The organism is Azospirillum brasilense (assembly GCF_022023855.1).
Taxonomy (GTDB): Bacteria; Pseudomonadota; Alphaproteobacteria; order Azospirillales; family Azospirillaceae; genus Azospirillum; species Azospirillum brasilense_F.
Genome location: NZ_CP059449.1, coordinates 1,668,083 through 1,682,518, shown reverse-complemented (window position 1 = coordinate 1,682,518; position 14,436 = coordinate 1,668,083). Strand labels below are relative to the sequence as shown.

General features: G+C 69.2%; 17 protein-coding genes. 6 read left to right on the top strand and 11 right to left on the bottom strand.

All coding sequences use genetic code 11. The features are described 5' to 3' along the window. Positions 1-121: 121 nt before the first annotated feature. The 5 genes from H1Q64_RS07970 to H1Q64_RS07950 form a co-directional block, all read right to left on the bottom strand. On the bottom strand, positions 122-376 hold the full coding sequence (locus H1Q64_RS07970) for a hypothetical protein (protein ID WP_237903086.1): 255 nt from the start codon (positions 374-376) through the stop codon (positions 122-124). Between the two features lie 29 nt (positions 377-405). Further along, positions 406-1,581, bottom strand: coding sequence for a zinc-dependent alcohol dehydrogenase (locus H1Q64_RS07965; protein ID WP_237903085.1), 1,176 nt, complete (start codon positions 1,579-1,581; stop codon positions 406-408). Next, on the bottom strand, positions 1,578-2,315 hold the full coding sequence (locus H1Q64_RS07960; RefSeq protein WP_237903084.1) for an SRPBCC family protein: 738 nt from the start codon (positions 2,313-2,315) through the stop codon (positions 1,578-1,580). The genes H1Q64_RS07965 and H1Q64_RS07960 overlap by 4 nt, the downstream gene beginning before the upstream one ends. Continuing rightward, positions 2,312-2,746 carry a DUF3775 domain-containing protein gene (locus H1Q64_RS07955; protein ID WP_038526583.1) on the bottom strand — a complete coding sequence of 145 codons (435 nt, stop codon included), beginning with the start codon at positions 2,744-2,746 and terminating at the stop codon, positions 2,312-2,314. The genes H1Q64_RS07960 and H1Q64_RS07955 overlap by 4 nt, the downstream gene beginning before the upstream one ends. 80 nt (positions 2,747-2,826) lie before the next feature. Then, complete coding sequence (locus H1Q64_RS07950; protein WP_237903083.1) at positions 2,827-3,033, bottom strand: hypothetical protein; 207 nt, start codon at positions 3,031-3,033, stop codon at positions 2,827-2,829. Between the two features lie 209 nt (positions 3,034-3,242). Between H1Q64_RS07950 and H1Q64_RS07945 the strand changes: the two genes are divergently transcribed. The 4 genes from H1Q64_RS07945 (at position 3,243) to leuA (ending at position 7,167) form a co-directional block, all read left to right on the top strand. Next, the gene (locus H1Q64_RS07945; RefSeq protein WP_237903082.1) at positions 3,243-3,902 is read left to right on the top strand and encodes an alpha/beta hydrolase; all 660 of its coding nucleotides are present in this window, start codon (positions 3,243-3,245) and stop codon (positions 3,900-3,902) included. A gap of 75 nt (positions 3,903-3,977) precedes the next feature. After that, positions 3,978-4,358 carry a CidA/LrgA family protein gene (locus H1Q64_RS07940; protein ID WP_237903081.1) on the top strand — a complete coding sequence of 127 codons (381 nt, stop codon included), beginning with the start codon at positions 3,978-3,980 and terminating at the stop codon, positions 4,356-4,358. Next, on the top strand, positions 4,355-5,077 hold the full coding sequence (locus H1Q64_RS07935) for an LrgB family protein (protein WP_237903080.1): 723 nt from the start codon (positions 4,355-4,357) through the stop codon (positions 5,075-5,077). The genes H1Q64_RS07940 and H1Q64_RS07935 overlap by 4 nt, the downstream gene beginning before the upstream one ends. 392 nt (positions 5,078-5,469) lie before the next feature. Further along, the gene (leuA, locus tag H1Q64_RS07930; RefSeq protein ID WP_237903079.1) at positions 5,470-7,167 is read left to right on the top strand and encodes a 2-isopropylmalate synthase; all 1,698 of its coding nucleotides are present in this window, start codon (positions 5,470-5,472) and stop codon (positions 7,165-7,167) included. 207 nt (positions 7,168-7,374) lie between these two features. Here leuA and glyS read toward each other — a convergent pair whose 3' ends face one another. The 3 genes from glyS to H1Q64_RS07915 all read right to left on the bottom strand — a co-directional run bounded on the left by glyS (position 7,375) and on the right by H1Q64_RS07915 (position 10,721). Then, a complete protein-coding gene (gene glyS, locus H1Q64_RS07925; protein WP_237904924.1) occupies positions 7,375-9,462 on the bottom strand; it encodes a glycine--tRNA ligase subunit beta in 2,088 nt (695 codons plus the stop codon). A 13-nt stretch (positions 9,463-9,475) separates the two neighbouring features. Continuing rightward, the gene (locus tag H1Q64_RS07920; RefSeq protein ID WP_035675330.1) at positions 9,476-10,363 is read right to left on the bottom strand and encodes a glycine--tRNA ligase subunit alpha; all 888 of its coding nucleotides are present in this window, start codon (positions 10,361-10,363) and stop codon (positions 9,476-9,478) included. A gap of 88 nt (positions 10,364-10,451) precedes the next feature. Further along, positions 10,452-10,721 (bottom strand): hypothetical protein, encoded by a 270-nt coding sequence (locus H1Q64_RS07915; protein ID WP_237903078.1) that lies wholly within the window; start codon positions 10,719-10,721, stop codon positions 10,452-10,454. A 193-nt stretch (positions 10,722-10,914) separates the two neighbouring features. Between H1Q64_RS07915 and H1Q64_RS07910 the strand changes: the two genes are divergently transcribed. Next, entirely contained in the window at positions 10,915-11,142 is a 228-nt protein-coding gene (locus H1Q64_RS07910) for a type II toxin-antitoxin system HicB family antitoxin (RefSeq protein ID WP_014241191.1), read from the top strand. A 227-nt stretch (positions 11,143-11,369) separates the two neighbouring features. Here H1Q64_RS07910 and H1Q64_RS07905 read toward each other — a convergent pair whose 3' ends face one another. The 3 genes from H1Q64_RS07905 to H1Q64_RS07895 are packed head-to-tail and all read right to left on the bottom strand — an operon-like array spanning position 11,370 to position 13,255. Beyond that, positions 11,370-12,248: a S49 family peptidase gene (locus H1Q64_RS07905; RefSeq protein ID WP_237903077.1), complete on the bottom strand. Its 879-nt coding sequence runs from the start codon at positions 12,246-12,248 to the stop codon at positions 11,370-11,372. Positions 12,249-12,293: 45 nt separating this feature from the next. Further along, complete coding sequence (locus tag H1Q64_RS07900; RefSeq protein ID WP_237904923.1) at positions 12,294-13,037, bottom strand: tRNA1(Val) (adenine(37)-N6)-methyltransferase; 744 nt, start codon at positions 13,035-13,037, stop codon at positions 12,294-12,296. Positions 13,038-13,039: 2 nt separating this feature from the next. Further along, on the bottom strand, positions 13,040-13,255 hold the full coding sequence (locus tag H1Q64_RS07895; protein WP_094301984.1) for a DUF2007 domain-containing protein: 216 nt from the start codon (positions 13,253-13,255) through the stop codon (positions 13,040-13,042). Positions 13,256-13,365: 110 nt separating this feature from the next. Between H1Q64_RS07895 and H1Q64_RS07890 the strand changes: the two genes are divergently transcribed. Next, the gene (locus H1Q64_RS07890) at positions 13,366-14,382 is read left to right on the top strand and encodes a polyprenyl synthetase family protein (RefSeq protein ID WP_094301983.1); all 1,017 of its coding nucleotides are present in this window, start codon (positions 13,366-13,368) and stop codon (positions 14,380-14,382) included. Positions 14,383-14,436: the final 54 nt, after the last annotated feature.

Sequence of the window (14,436 nt, the reverse complement as noted above, 5' to 3'; positions counted from 1 at the left end):
GGTTGATGACGAACATCTGCGGTATCATCGAAGGGAGCGCCACGAGATGTTGTGCGCGTTCTTCGTCACCCGCCCGTTGGGCGACTCCGCGGGAGCCGAGCCCGCTGTCGTTGCATGAGTCCTACACCCGCTCCCCGAAACTCTCCGCCGCGGCGTCGATCACCGCGGGGTGGGCACGCAGCCGGTTGAGAGCGGTGTCCCGCTGAGCATCGTCCAGTTCCAGCGTGACGATGACATCGACGGCGCCGCCGCGCTCCGCGTCGCGCTCCTCGCGTCCGGTCTGGACGACGTGGCCGCAGCGGTCGCGCAAGTCCCCGACGATCTCGGCCTCGACGCCGCGCCCCTTCTCCGCCGGATAGGCATAGACGATCTTCATGGCCTTCCACCCTTCATTCCGGCCCGCCGTCACGGCGCGAAGACGACCCGCATGCAGTCGTCGGCCTTCTCCTTGAACATGCGGTAGCCCTGGGGGGCGTCGTCCAACGCCCATTTGTGGGTCAACAGGTAGGATGGGTCGAGGTCGTCCTTCTCGATGTGCTCGAACAGGCGTTTGACGTAGCGCTGGCCGTGCTGCTGTCCCATGCGGAAGGTCAGCGCCTTGTTCATCGCCGCCCCCATGGGGAACTTGTCAATGAGGCCGCCGTAGACCCCAACGATGGACAGGGTGCCGCCCTTGCGGCAGCACTGGATCATCTGGCGCAGGACGGCGGGCCGGTCGTTCTCCAGCCGCAAGGCCTGCTTGCCGCGATCATAAAGGTCTTCGATGGCCGAGGCGCCGCTGTCCGCTTCCATGCCCACCGCGTCGATGCAAACGTCCGGGCCACGCCCCCCAGTCATCGCCAGCAAGGCGTCGTAGATATCGACGCGGCTGTAATCCAGCGTCTCCGCCCCCGCCTTCATCTGGGCGGCGCGCAACCGGTCGGGGAAACGGTCAATGCCGATCACCCGCTCCGCCCCCATCAGGAAGGCGCTCTTCATCGCCATCTGGCCGACGCCGCCGCAGCCCCAGACGGCCACCACGTCGCCCGGCTTGATGTTGCCCATGTCGGCGGCCATGTAGCCGGTCGGCACGGCGTCGGAGACGAAGACCGCCTGCTCGTCCGTCACCCCCTCCGGCACGCGGAAGCAATTGGTGTCGGCGAAGGGGACGCGGATGTATTCGGCGTGGCTGCCGGCGTAGCCGCCGAAGGCGTGGCTGTAGCCGAAGATGCCGGCGGTGCAGTGCCCGTAGGCCGCCTCCTCGAAGGCCGGTTGCGGGTTGGAGTTGTCGCAGAGCGAGAACTCCTCGTGCTGGCAGTGCCAGCATTTGCCGCAGCCGATGATCGACACGGTGATCACCCGGTCGCCGCGGTTCAGCCGCGTCACCTCCGGCCCCTTCTCGACCACCTCGCCCAGGAATTCATGGCCGATGATGTCGCCGGCCCGCATGGTGGGGACGTAGCCGCCGATCAGATGCAGGTCCGACCCGCAGACCGAGGACAGGCTGACCTTGATGATCGCGTCCTGCGGGCCGAGGATCGTGGGGTCCGGCACCCGCTCCACCCGCAGGTCGTTCACGCCGTTCCAGCAGAGCGCCCTCATCCCGTCACCTCCTGCATTCGCGACCGCGACCCGCCCCGCTCGGCCCGCCCGCTCGGCTGGCCGTCGATGGTGGGAAGCTCGCCGACCTCCATGATCCGCTTCAGGCGGCGCAGCGCCTCGCGCGCCTGCTGCTCCGGCGCGGTGCCGAACAGGCGGGACACCGCGTTGCCGCCGACACCGCCCGGCGGGTGGTAGGCCAGCGTCAGGCTCACCTCCGTCCCGCGCCCGCCCGGCGCCGGACGGAACAGGACGGTGCCGCGATGCGGCAGGTCGGCCCCCTCCAGCGTGTGCCAAGTGATGAGTTCGTTCTCCCGGACCTTGTCGAGCCGGCTGTTCCAGACCACCGGAACGCCGCCGGGGCCATGGGCCTTCCAGCGGCTTTCCGTGTCGGACAGGATCTCCACGGCGTCGAGGTGGGGGAACAGCGCCGCCAGATGGCGGACGTTGCGCCAGTGGCGGAACAGCTTCTCGGCCGGGACCGCGATGGTGACGTTCGCCTGGGTGGTCGTCGGCTCCCGGCGCATCGCCGGCAGCGCGGCCTGCCGCAGCGGACTGGACAGCGGAACCCCCGCCGCCCCGGCGAGGAACAGCCCGCCACCGAGCGCGGCCAGCGCCCAGCTTCCCCGCCGCGCCCCGGCGAAACCCAGCGCCGTGCCGCCGAGGATGGCGGCCCAACGTTCGAGCGTCCCGGCGGAGCCCTCCAGGCGCCGCCCGCCGTCCCGGCCCCTGGTCATTGCCCGTCCTTCTTCTTCAGCAGGTCCAGCTCGTACAGCCCCTTCATCAGGTCGCGGTGCAGGTCGATGCGCTCCGCGATGTCGGTGTAGTGGGTGGCGTCCGGGGCCCGCCCGGCCTCGTCCAGCGCGCGGTCCCACTGGTTTCCGGCGAAATCGCCGCGCCCGACGAACATGACGGCGCGCAGTTCCATCCGCTGTTCGGGGGTCAGGTCCTCCAGCATCCGGTTCAACTGGCTCAACGCTCCGCTGGCGTCGGAAGACAGGATGCTGAGGGCGTCGAGATCGGTCGGGTTCCGCGAACCGCGTTCGCTGGTCTGCTCCCCGAGGTCGATGTTGCGCATTCCCGCAAGGAAACGCTGGCGGTCGGCCACGGCTTCGTACGCGAGGTCGGCGGCCTGCTTCACGGTATCGACCGAAATCTGTTTGAGCATGTGTCGCACTTCTTTTCAGTTGCACGGCTTTGCCCGACGCCAACAGCCGGGCCGGGGGTTCGTCGCGGAAGCGGTGGCGGTCAGCCGTCCCGCTTGCGCTGATCGTCGGAAGCGCCGCGGGACCCGCCGGAGCCCGAGCCGCGCTCGCGCCCCTGCCCGCTGGACTGGTTCTGGCCGGGCTTGTTGCCGGCGGCCTTGTCCGGGTCCTCATGGCCGGACTTGGCGGCCTTTCCGGCGCCGCCGGACTGGTGCTTTTCCTGCTCGGTGTCGCGGTTGCTGCGGGACATGGGGTTTCTCCCGGTTTGGTTTGTCGGATTGGCGGCGCCCGGCGCTGCAGGGCGTTGCGCGTGGCCCTGATCGCGGGGTCCGTGTCGCGGACCGCCTCCCGGCACAACCGGAGACGGTGCGGCGAGGTTCCGAAGCAACACGCCGGAGCAACAGAGATGCCCCGTGGCTTGTTAACCCCCGCAAGACCTTGGCAAGCCGGAGAACACCCATGCCGCTCCTGTCGGCGCAGATCGGCGAAACCGTGGATGAGGCGTTCGCCCCCGTGCGCCTGGACACCGACCGCGGTGCCGTGGACGCCCGCCTCTACGCCGCCCCCGATGGGCATAAGGCGGCGGGAACGCTGGGCGTCATCTGGCTGGGCGGCGTCGGCGGCGGCTTCGACTCGCCGGCCCACGGGCTTTATCCGCGGCTGGCGGAGGATCTCACGCCGGACGGCATCGCCTCGCTGCGCGTCCGCTACCGCAATCCGCGCGCGCTGAACGAGGCGGTCTACGACGCGCTGTGCGGACTGACCTTCCTCGGCCGGATGGGCATCCACCATGTCGCCCTGGTCGGCCATTCCTTCGGCGGGGCGGTGGCGATCCAGGCCGCGGCGTCCAACCGCGGCGCGGTCTGCACGGTGGTGACGCTGGCAACCCAGGGGCTGGGCACCGACGCGGTGGCGGACCTCAGCTGCCCGGTGCTGCTGGTCCATGGCGAGGCCGACGAGGTGCTGACGCCGATGTGCTCCATCCATGTCCACCGCATGGCGCGCGAGCCGAAGAAGCTGGTCCTGATGCCCGGCGCCGGCCATTGCCTGGACGAGACCGCCGAGGCCGTCTGCCGCGAGGTGCGCGACTGGCTCAAGGCTCAACTGCTGGCGCGGTAGGGCATATCCTCTCCCCCCACGGCAGGCTCCGGGATTAGGCTGCGGCCACCTCCCCGAAAAGCCCGGAGCCTGCCGATGCTCGGCACCCTGACCCTTCTTCTCTCCTGCCAGCTGGCGGGGGAACTGACCGCCCGCCTGCTGCATCTGCCCGTGCCAGGGCCGGTGCTCGGCATGGTCCTGCTGTTCGCCGGCCTGCTGGTCCGCGGCGGCGTGCCGGAGCCGCTGCAGGAGACGGCGGGCGGCATCCTGCGCCACCTGTCGCTTCTCTTCGTTCCGGCGGGCGTCGGGGTGATGGCGCACCTGAACCGGCTGGAGGCGGAGGCCCTGCCCATCGCCGCCGCCCTGCTGGGCAGCACGCTGATCGGCGTCGCGCTGACCGCCTGGGTGATGAGCGTGCTGAGCCGCCGCGGCCCCGACGCCGAGACCGAAGCCGAAGGCGCGGAGGACGCGCCATGAGCCCCGATTTCCACGAGATCTGGGTCTATCTGTCGGCCAGCCCGCTCGCCGGCCTGACCTTGACGCTGGCCGCCTATCAGGCGGGAATGTGGGTGTTCGAGCGGTTCGGGCGGCGGCCCGCCCTGAACCCGGTGATGATCGCAGTGCTGCTGATCGCCGCGACGCTGATGGTGGCGGGGATCGACTACCGCACCTATTTCGACGGCGCCCAGTTCGTGCATTTCCTGCTCGGCCCCGCCACGGTGGCTCTGGCGGTCCCGCTCTACCGCCAGTTCCAGCAGGTCCGCCGCTCCGCCCTGGCTCTGCTGGTCGCCCTGCTGACCGGGTCCGCCGCGTCGGCGCTGAGCGCCGTCGCCATCGCCTGGGCGCTGGGCGCGTCGGAGCGCACCATGCTGTCGCTGGCGCCGAAGTCGGTGACCTCCCCCATCGCCATGGGCGTGTCGGAGCAGATCGGCGGCCTGCCCTCCCTCACCGCGGTCTTCGTGATCCTGACCGGGATCATCGCCGCGTCCTTCGGCACCTGGGTGCTGAACCTCGTCCGGGTGAAGGACTGGCGGGCGCGCGGCTTCGGCCTGGGGGTGGCCGCCCACGGCATCGGCACCGCCCGCGCGCTCCAGGTCAACGAGGTGGCTGGGGCCTTCGCCGGGTTGGGAATGGGGCTGAACGGGCTGGTGACGGCGATCCTTCTGCCGGTCCTCTACCGCCTGTTCTTCATGTGAAGCCCCGTTCCGCGACGGAAGATTTCATGGAATCGTGGCTTGACAGAGCAAGCCTGCCTGCGCAGAGTGTGCCCCATGACCCGCATCGACCACACGAACGCCCTTCTGCGACTTATCACCCCGGCGCTTTGAGCGTCCGGGTCGTCTGCGTTCGTCTACCCTGTTCCCTGGTCGAAGTGTCTGTTTTCCCATGAGCACCTATTGCACGCGTCCTTTCGGCACGCGCCCTTGCGGGGTGAAGCGTGTCTCCCGGCTGGGGCCGGGGCTGCGACTTAGGAACGGTCGCTGAGCCGCCCGGCAGCTCGGCGACCGTAGTCCCGCCGGTCCCCACACCACACGAGACAATGCCCCGCAGCAATAAAACCGGGGCTCCCAAGGGATCACGAAGCGTCATGAACCACATCGCTACCCCCGCCGCCACTTCTGCCGCCAAGCACGAGAAGTACGTCCCCTTCGCCCCGGTGAAGCTGACCGACCGCCAGTGGCCGAACCGGACCATCGAGAAGGCGCCGGTCTGGTGCTCGGTGGACCTGCGCGACGGCAACCAGGCGCTGATCGAGCCGATGGGTCCGGACCGCAAGCGCGCGATGTTCGACGCGCTGCTGAAGATGGGCTTCAAGGAGATCGAGATCGGCTTCCCCGCCGCCTCGCAGACCGATTTCGACTTCTGCCGCGAGATCATCGAGGGCGGCAAGATCCCCGACGGCGTGACCATCCAGGTCCTGACCCAGGCCCGTGAGGAACTGATCCGCCGCACCTTCGAGGGCATCAAGGGCGCCAAGCGCGCCATCGTCCACCTGTACAACTCGACCTCGGAGTTGCAGCGCCGCGTCGTCTTCGGGCTGGACCGCCAGGGCATCGTCGACATCGCCGTCGCCGGCACCAAGCTGATCAAGCAGCTGGCCGCCGAGCATCCGGAGACCGAGATCGTCCTGCAATATTCGCCGGAGAGCTTCACCGGGACCGAGCTGGAGTTCGCCCTGGAGATCTGCGAGGCGGTGATGGAGACCTGGGGCGCCGACGCCGCCAACAAGGTCATCCTGAACCTGCCGGCGACGGTGGAGATGTCCACCCCGAACATCCACGCCGACCAGATCGAGTGGTTCTGCCGTAACATGAAGAACCGCGACGCGGCGATCATCTCCCTGCACCCGCACAACGACCGCGGCACCGGTGTCGCGGCGGCGGAGCTGGGCATGCTGGCCGGCGCCGACCGGGTGGAAGGCACCCTGTTCGGCAACGGCGAGCGCACCGGCAACGTGGACGTCATCACGCTGGCGCTGAACCTGCTGACCCAGGGCGTCGATCCGGAGCTGCGCATCGACGACATCAACGAGATCGTCCGCGTCGCCGAATACTGCACGCAGTTGCCCGTCCATCCGCGCCACCCCTACGCCGGCGAGCTGGTCTTCACGGCATTCTCCGGCTCGCACCAGGACGCCATCAACAAGGGCCTGAAGGCGCTGGCCAAGTCCAATCACGGCACCTGGGAGGTTCCGTACCTGCCCATCGACCCGCAGGATCTGGGCCGCAGCTACGAGGCGGTGATCCGCATCAACAGCCAGTCGGGTAAGGGCGGCATCGCCTATGTGCTGGAGAAGGATTACGGCATCCAGATCCCGCGCCGCCTGCAGATCGAGTTCTCCAAGACGGTGCAGCGCATCGCCGACGAGACCGGCAAGGAGCTGGCCCCCACCGACATCCACAACGCCTTCAAGGCGGAGTATCTGGACATCGACGCCCCGCTGGCCCTGATCGAGCATTCGACCGAGCCGCGCGGCCCGAACTCCGGCGCCCGCGTGCTGAACGTGGTGGTGTCGCGCGACGGCGTGGTCAGCACGCTGAAGGGCTCGGGCAAGGGTCCGATCGACGCCTTCCTGGACGCGCTGCGCCAGGGGGCCGGCATCGACCTGCATGTGGTGGACTACCGCGAGCACGCCGTCGGCGAGGGCGAGGACGCCCAGGCCTGCGCCTATGTCGAGGTGAAGACCAACGACGAGCGCACGCTGTTCGGCGTCGGCATGGACGCGGACATCGTGACCGCCTCGCTGCGCGCCTTGGTCAGCGCCGCGAACCGCGCCGCGCGGTAAGGGGAGCTTGGGAAATGAGAAGGGGCGCCCGGCTGGGGCGCCCCTTTTTTGTTGGGATGGTGGAGAGTGGCCGAGACGGGCCCCCACCCTGACCCTCCCCCGCTGCGCAGGGGAGGGAAACTTGGCCCTCTCCCGCCCAGCGGGGGAGGGAGGGACCCACGCGCAAGCGTGGGAGGGTGGGGGCACCGCAACGGCACCCCCTCCCCATCACCCCTCGATGCGCGAGAAGTCCGCGACCGCGTTCAGCGTCGCCCGAATCTGGCTGAGCAGCCGCAGGCGGTTGGCGCGCAGGTCGGCCTGCTCGGCGTTCACCGTCACCTTGTCGAAGAAGGCGTCCACCGGGCCGCGCAGGCGGGCCAGCGCCGCCATGGTGCCGGTGAAGTCCTCCTTCGCCAGCAGCGGCCGGGCCGTCTCGCCGGCAGCGGACAGGGCGCCGTAGAGGTCCTTTTCCTCGGCGAGCGTCAGCAGGGCCGGATCGACCGGCTGGTCGTAGGCCTTGCCGTCCTTCTTCTCCTCGATGCGGACGATGTTGCTGGCGCGCTTGTAGGCGGCGAGCAGGTTCGCCCCCTCTTCCGACCCGACGAAGGTCTGGAGCGCCTTCACGCGGGCTAGCAGACGGACAAGGTCGTCCTCGCCGCCGAGCGCGAACACCGCGTCCACCAGATCGTGCCGCACGCCCTGGTCGCGCAGCGTGACCTTCAGGCGGTCGGCGAAGAAGGCCATCAAGTCGGTGGCGACGCCGTCGGCAGCGGCGAAACCGCCGACCGTGTAAGCGCTGTGCGCGGCCTTGAACAGCTGCGTCAGGTTCAGCCGCAGCCCGTTCTCCAGGATCAGCCGGATGATGCCCAGCGCCGCGCGGCGCAGCGCGTAGGGGTCCTTCGAGCCCGTGGGCTTCTCGTCGATGGCGAAGAAGCCGACCAGCGTGTCCAGCTTGTCGGCCAGCGCCACGGCGACCGACACCGGCGCCGTCGGGCAGGAATCCGACGGCCCAAGCGGCTTGTAATGCTCAGCGATGGCCTCGGCGACCGCCGGGTTCTCGCCCTCGCCCAGCGCGTAGTAACGGCCCATGATGCCCTGGACCTCGGGGAACTCGCCGACCACCTCGGTCACGAGGTCCGCCTTGGACAGCAGAGCGGCGCGGGTCGCGGCGTCAACGTCCGCGCCGATGGCGCGGGCGATCTCGGCGGCCAGGACCTGGACGCGCGTGACCTTCTCCGCCACCGTGCCGAGCTTGGCGTGGAAGGTGATGGCGCCCAGCTTGGACACGCGGTCTTCCAGCTTCGTCTTGCGGTCCTGGTCCCAGAAGAACTTGGCGTCGGACAGGCGGGCGCGCAGCACGCGCTCGTTGCCGGCGACGATGGCCTTGCCGCCGTCCGCCGTCACCGTGTTGGCGACCACGACGAAGCGCGGCGCCATCTTGCCGGCCTTGTCGAGCAGGGCGAAATACTTCTGGTGCGTGCGCATGGAGGTGATGAGGACCTCCGACGGCACGTCCATGAACTTTTCATCGATGGTGCCGACCAGCGCGACCGGCCATTCGACGAGGCCGGCGACCTCCTCCAGCAGCCCGTCGTCGGGGGAGAGGGTCAGCCCCTCCGTCGCAGCCAGCGCCTCGGCGTCGGCCTTGATCTTGGCCTTGCGCTCGGCGCGGTCGAGCACGACGTGGGCATCGCGCAGCTTGGCCTTGTAGTCGGCGAAGTCGGTGACCGTGAAGGCGTCCGGCGACAGGAAGCGGTGGCCGCGGGTGCTGTTGCCGAACACCAGCTTGCCCTGCGCGCCGCCCAGGTCGAACGAGCCCTCCAGCACCGCGCCGCCGAACAGCGCGATGATCGAGTGCAGCGGGCGCACCCAGCGCACCGTGCCGGTCCCCCAGCGCATCGACTTCGGCCAGGGGAAATCGCCCATGACCGCCGGGATGATCTCGGCCAGCACCTCCGCGGTGGCGCGCCCCTTCTTCTCCGCCACGGCGAAGTAGAAGACGCCCTTGCCGGTGTCGCGCTGCTCGCACTGGTCCAGGCTGGTCAGGCCGGCGGACTTCAGGAAGCCGGCGACCGCCTGCTCGGGCGAGCCGACGCGCGGCCCCTTCTTCTCCTCGCGGATGTCGGCGGTGCGCTCGGGCAGGCCGTCGATCACCAGCGCGAGGCGGCGGGGGGTGGAATGGGCCTCGGCCGACGCGAAGGACAGGCCGTTGGCTGCCAGCTTCTCGGTGACGAGGCGCTTGAGGTCGTCCGCCGCGCGCGCCTGCATGCGGGCCGGAATTTCCTCGGAGAAGAACTCGATCAGAAGTTCGGGCATGTTGACCGACATGTTACTTGGCCCCCCCGGCGGTCCACGCCTCGCAGCAGGCTTTCGCCAGCGCGCGCACGCGGCCGATGTAGGCGGCGCGCTCCACGACGCTGATGACGCCGCGCGCGTCCAGCAGGTTGAAGAGGTGCGACGCCTTGATGCACTGGTCGTAGGCCGGCAGCGCGACGCCCTTGGCAATCAGCGACTGGCACTCCGCCTCGGCGTCCTTGAAATGCTGGAGCAGCATGTCGGTGTTGGCGTGCTCGAAGTTGTGGGCCGAATATTCGACCTCGGCGCGCTTGAACACGTCGCCGTACTTCACGCCCTGCCCGTTGAAGTCCAGGTCGTAGACGTTCTCCACGCCCTGCACATACATGGCCAGACGCTCCAGCCCGTAGGTCAGCTCGACTGCGACCGGGTCGCACTCGATGCCGCCGACCTGCTGGAAGTAGGTGTACTGGGTGACCTCCATGCCGTCGCACCAGACCTCCCAGCCGAGGCCCCAGGCGCCCAGCGTCGGGCTTTCCCAGTCGTCCTCGACGAATCGGATGTCGTGCAGCGACGGATCGATGCCCAGCACCTTCAGGCTTTCCAGATACAGCTCCTGCGGGTTGGCCGGCGAGGGCTTCAGGATCACCTGATACTGGTAATAGTGCTGGAGCCGGTTCGGGTTCTCGCCATAGCGGCCATCCTTCGGGCGGCGCGAGGGCTGCACATAGGCCGCCTTCCACGGCTGCGGGCCAAGCGCGCGCAGCGTCGTCGCCGGGTGGAAGGTGCCCGCACCCACCTCCATGTCGTAGGGCTGGAGGATCACGCAGCCCTGCTCCGACCAGAACTGGTGGAGCTTGAGGATCAGGGCCTGAAAGGACAGGCCGCGGCTGTCTTGGGAAGACCCGCTCGGGGAGGCCATCGGCGGTCACTTATGATTGGTGTGGAAAAACGCGCCGCACGATACGCGGCGGAATCCCCGGAATCAAGCGCCCGCCTGGGTTTAAGGTTCAACGACCGTAGGGACAGACCGGCCGGCCGCAGGCCACGGCGGAGCGCGGGGCGACGTAGGCGCCGCATTCCGGGCATTTCTCCATGTCCTCCGCGGCCACTTGGGGCGAGCCGCCGCTGCTGGTGGAGGTGGGCTTTCCGGAGCCGCGACGCTCCCGCTCGCGCAGGCGGTCCCGACCGACCGCGCCGACGCGGTTGTACCAGCGCCAGCCGAACCACACGGCGCCGATCACCAGGATCAGGAACAGGATCTTGGACAGACTGAACATGGGAGGAGGATTAGGGGGTGCGGGGCCGCCCGGTCAAGAGCGGCCTTCACCCCAAACGCACCTCGAACGGCTGGCCCACCGAAAATGGATCGAACTTCGAAAGAAGCGCCCGTCCAGCGCAAAGAGTCCTTGTCGTCCGCAGCGGAAGCGGCACCTAATGGGTGAAAACCGCGCGCAGAGGAGACGCAACGTCATGAACGCCAGCGCCTATCCGGTCATCGTCCGCCCCCTGCCCCCGGAACAGGGTGTCGGCTATGTGGCCGAGGTGCCCGACCTGCCGGGCTGCACCGCGGGCGGCGCCACCCCCGCCGACGCCAGCACGGCGGCGCTCGACGCCATCGCCGCCTGGATCGAGAACGCCCGCCGCACCGGCGAACCGGTCCCGCCGCCGTCCGAACGCCTGCGCGAAGTCACCCAGTGAGAGTCCGGGATATTTTCAACGGGGCATAAGCCCTCGCATTTGGCCCCCACCCTAGCCCTCCCCCGCTATCGCAGGGGAGGGAACTCCGCCGCACGACCCTCAATCCCCTCCCCTGCGCAGCTCTCGCGCAAACCAAAGGTTTGCGCTGACGCGGCAGGCGGACCCTTGGTCCGCCGAGAGCGGGGGAGGGCCAGGGTGGGGGCTCATGGCGACCACAAGCGGAAAAATCAGAGGCCGTAGCGCGACCAGAGCGCGCGTTCCTCGACAGCGGACAGAGCCGCCGCCGGAAGGTCGGCCGCGAGACGGTCCAGCGAAGCCATGCCCACCGGCGCATCCACGCGGAAACCCATGCGGCGGAACCAGCGCCGGTCCTCCTGCACCACGCGCAGCCGGACCTTCTCGCCGAAGCGGCCGCGCAGCACGTTGCGCAGGTCGCCGATGCCGTCGATCAGCCCCAGCTCCAGCGCGCGCCGACCCGCCCAGAAGGCGCCGGAGAACAGCTCCTCCTCCGGCCCGGACAGGCGGGCGCCGCGGCGGTCGCGCACCATCGCCTTGAAGGCGTCGTGGATCTCCGCCTGGATCGCCTTCAGATGGGCCACCCCGTCCTCCCGCTCCGGCGAGAAGGGGTCGAGAATCACCTTCTTGTCGCCCGCGGTGTAGAGCCGCCGCTCGATGCCGTAACGCTCGATGAAGTCGTGCGCGCCGAAGCCGGCGGAGACCACACCGATGGAGCCCAGGATGCTGCTCTCGTCCGCCCAGATCTCGTCCGCCGCGCAGGCCAGCCAGTAGCCGCCGGAGGCCGCCGCGTCCTCGCAGAAGGCGAAGACCGGCACCTTCTTCTCGGTGGCGAGGTCGCGGATGCGCTTGGCGATCAGCGCCGACTGCACCGGCGACCCGCCCGGCGAGTTGACGACCAGCGCCACCGCCGCCTGACCCTTCGGCGCGAAGGCGCGTTCGATCAGCCCGGCCATGTTGGCCATGGTGAGACCCTGGCGGAAGGCTCCGGCCTGACCGATGACACCGGACAGACGGAGGACGGACACGATCGGCCCGGCGTCGCGCCAGGGGCCGAACGGGAGTTTGGCGAGCAGCTTCGTCATGTTCATCGCCGGTTGAAATGGTGGCGCTGACGCCGGATTGAAAGCGTTGGCTTAAGCGATCAACGGTTCCATGTCGCGCAGAATCCGCTGCGCCTGCCCGCCATAGGCGCCATCGGAGCCGTGCAGCACCAGTCCGGCGGTGAATCGCGCGGGCGAGCGCCCCCCCTTCTGCGCCGCCAGCAGGATGCGCCGCGCCTCCTCCCCCGCCTTCGGCCAGAGCGGGACGAGCGTCAGGGAGCCGAATCGGGCGCCGTGCAGGGCGGCCAGGATCTCGTCCACCCGGTCGGCGCGGTGGATCATGGTCAGCGTGCCGCGCGGCTTCAGCATGGCGGCGGCGAAGCGCACCCAGTCGGCCAAGCCCGCCTCTCCCTCCACGTTGGCGGCGGCCTTCCAGGGGTCGGGCGGCACGCTGGCCGCCCCGGCGCGCAGATAGGGCGGATTCATCATCACCCGGTCGATGGTTCCGGGAACCAGCTCCGGCGGCGGGGCCAGCAGGTCGCCCTCAAGGACGCCCACTCGGCTTTCCAGCCCGTTGAGGGCGGCGTTGCGCCGGGCGAAGTCCGCCGCCTCCGCCCGCTTCTCCAGCCCGACGACCACGACACCCGGCACACGGGCGGCGAGGCACAGCGCCGCCGCCCCGGTGCCGGTGCCGACGTCCAACACCCGCTCCCCCGCCCCGGCGGCGGTGAAGGCGGCGAGCAGAACGGGGTCGATGGCGGCGCGGTAGCCGGCCTGCGGCTGGTGCAGGCGGACGCGCCCGTCGAGAAGCGTGTCGAACGCTGCGTCGCTTTCCATCGTCACGCCCCCAGCTCCTCCCCGGCGTCGCGCAGCAGGCGACATGCGGCCGCATGATCCTCCTCGGCCACCATCAGGCGGCGGGGGATGGCGCCGATGGAGCCCTCCAGGATGCTGGTGTGGGTGTCCAGCACGATCCCCTCGATTCCCGCGTCGGCCAGCAGGGCGAGAAGCCAGCTCAGACGGACCGGATCGGTGGTGCGCAGAAGTTCCTTCATGAAATCCCGGCTGTTCTGTGCCCTTATTCGCCTTGCGGACTTGACCGAAGAGGCTATGCCGTTATGCTCCCTGCCGGAATTCGTCACGTCAATCATCATTGGAGTCGACCTTGGCGGTCGTGACCAACCTCGAGCCGAAACGGCGGAAGTCCACCCCGCTCGACGATCTGACCGCCCTGGTGGCCGATGACCTGAGCGCGGTGAACGAGATCATCGTCCAGCGGATGCATTCGTCCGTCGATATGATCCCGCAGCTTGCCGGCTATCTCATCGCCGCCGGCGGCAAGCGCCTGCGCCCCGTCCTCACCCTCGCCGCCGCCGAGCTGTGCGGCTACAAGGGCGAGGATCATAAGATGCTGGCCGCGGTGGTGGAGTTCATCCACACCGCCACCCTGCTGCACGACGACGTCGTGGACGAGAGCGACCTGCGCCGCGGGCTCGCCTCGGCCAACGCGGTGTTCGGCAACAAGGCCAGCGTGCTGGTCGGCGACTTCCTGTTCTCCCGCAGCTTCGAGCTGATGGTGGAGGTTGGGTCGCTCGACGTGCTGCGCATCCTGTCCAAGGCGTCCGCGGTGATCGCCGAGGGCGAGGTGCTGCAGCTGCGCACCACCAACGACACCGAGACCAGCGAGCAGGCCTATCTGGAGGTCATCAAGGCCAAGACGGCGGAGCTGTTCGCCGCCGCCTGCCGCGTCGGCGCCGTGGTGGCCGCCCGCCCGCAGGCGGAGGAGCTGGCGCTCTACGATTACGGTATGAACCTGGGCATCGCCTTCCAGCTCGTCGACGACGTGCTGGACTATTCGGCCTTCCAGGCGAAGCTGGGCAAGACGGTCGGCGACGACTTCCGCGAGGGCAAGATCACCCTGCCGGTCGTGCTGGCCTTCCGCCGCGGCAACGACGAGGAGCGGGCCTTCTGGCGCCGCACCATGGAGGAGCTGGACCAGCAGGAGGGCGACCTGGAACGCGCCCAGGAGCTGATGGCCAAGCACAACGCGCTGAAGGACACCGTGGAGCGCGCGCGCCACTACGGCTCCATCGCGCGCGACGCGCTGGGCCTGTTCCCGGACACGCCGGTGAAGGCCGCCCTGCTGGAGGTGCTGGACTTCGTGATCGAGCGCGATTTCTAAGCTCTGGGAACTTTTTCGCCGCCGGGGGTGATTTTCACGTTGCAGCCCCCGGAT

Coding starts and splice junctions, on each gene's coding strand:
- H1Q64_RS07910 (WP_014241191.1), top strand. CDS start 10,915: ATGAACGCCAGCGCCTATCCGGTCATCGTCCGCCCCCTGCCCCCGGAA.
- glyS (WP_237904924.1), bottom strand. CDS start 9,462: ATGCCCGAACTTCTGATCGAGTTCTTCTCCGAGGAAATTCCGGCCCGC.
- H1Q64_RS07960 (WP_237903084.1), bottom strand. CDS start 2,315: ATGACCAGGGGCCGGGACGGCGGGCGGCGCCTGGAGGGCTCCGCCGGG.
- H1Q64_RS07895 (WP_094301984.1), bottom strand. CDS start 13,255: ATGAAGGAACTTCTGCGCACCACCGATCCGGTCCGTCTGAGCTGGCTT.
- H1Q64_RS07935 (WP_237903080.1), top strand. CDS start 4,355: ATGAGCCCCGATTTCCACGAGATCTGGGTCTATCTGTCGGCCAGCCCG.
- H1Q64_RS07940 (WP_237903081.1), top strand. CDS start 3,978: ATGCTCGGCACCCTGACCCTTCTTCTCTCCTGCCAGCTGGCGGGGGAA.
- H1Q64_RS07945 (WP_237903082.1), top strand. CDS start 3,243: ATGCCGCTCCTGTCGGCGCAGATCGGCGAAACCGTGGATGAGGCGTTC.
- H1Q64_RS07900 (WP_237904923.1), bottom strand. CDS start 13,037: ATGGAAAGCGACGCAGCGTTCGACACGCTTCTCGACGGGCGCGTCCGC.
- H1Q64_RS07920 (WP_035675330.1), bottom strand. CDS start 10,363: ATGGCCTCCCCGAGCGGGTCTTCCCAAGACAGCCGCGGCCTGTCCTTT.
- H1Q64_RS07955 (WP_038526583.1), bottom strand. CDS start 2,746: ATGCTCAAACAGATTTCGGTCGATACCGTGAAGCAGGCCGCCGACCTC.
- H1Q64_RS07965 (WP_237903085.1), bottom strand. CDS start 1,581: ATGAGGGCGCTCTGCTGGAACGGCGTGAACGACCTGCGGGTGGAGCGG.
- H1Q64_RS07915 (WP_237903078.1), bottom strand. CDS start 10,721: ATGTTCAGTCTGTCCAAGATCCTGTTCCTGATCCTGGTGATCGGCGCC.
- leuA (WP_237903079.1), top strand. CDS start 5,470: ATGAACCACATCGCTACCCCCGCCGCCACTTCTGCCGCCAAGCACGAG.
- H1Q64_RS07905 (WP_237903077.1), bottom strand. CDS start 12,248: ATGAACATGACGAAGCTGCTCGCCAAACTCCCGTTCGGCCCCTGGCGC.
- H1Q64_RS07970 (WP_237903086.1), bottom strand. CDS start 376: ATGAAGATCGTCTATGCCTATCCGGCGGAGAAGGGGCGCGGCGTCGAG.
- H1Q64_RS07950 (WP_237903083.1), bottom strand. CDS start 3,033: ATGTCCCGCAGCAACCGCGACACCGAGCAGGAAAAGCACCAGTCCGGC.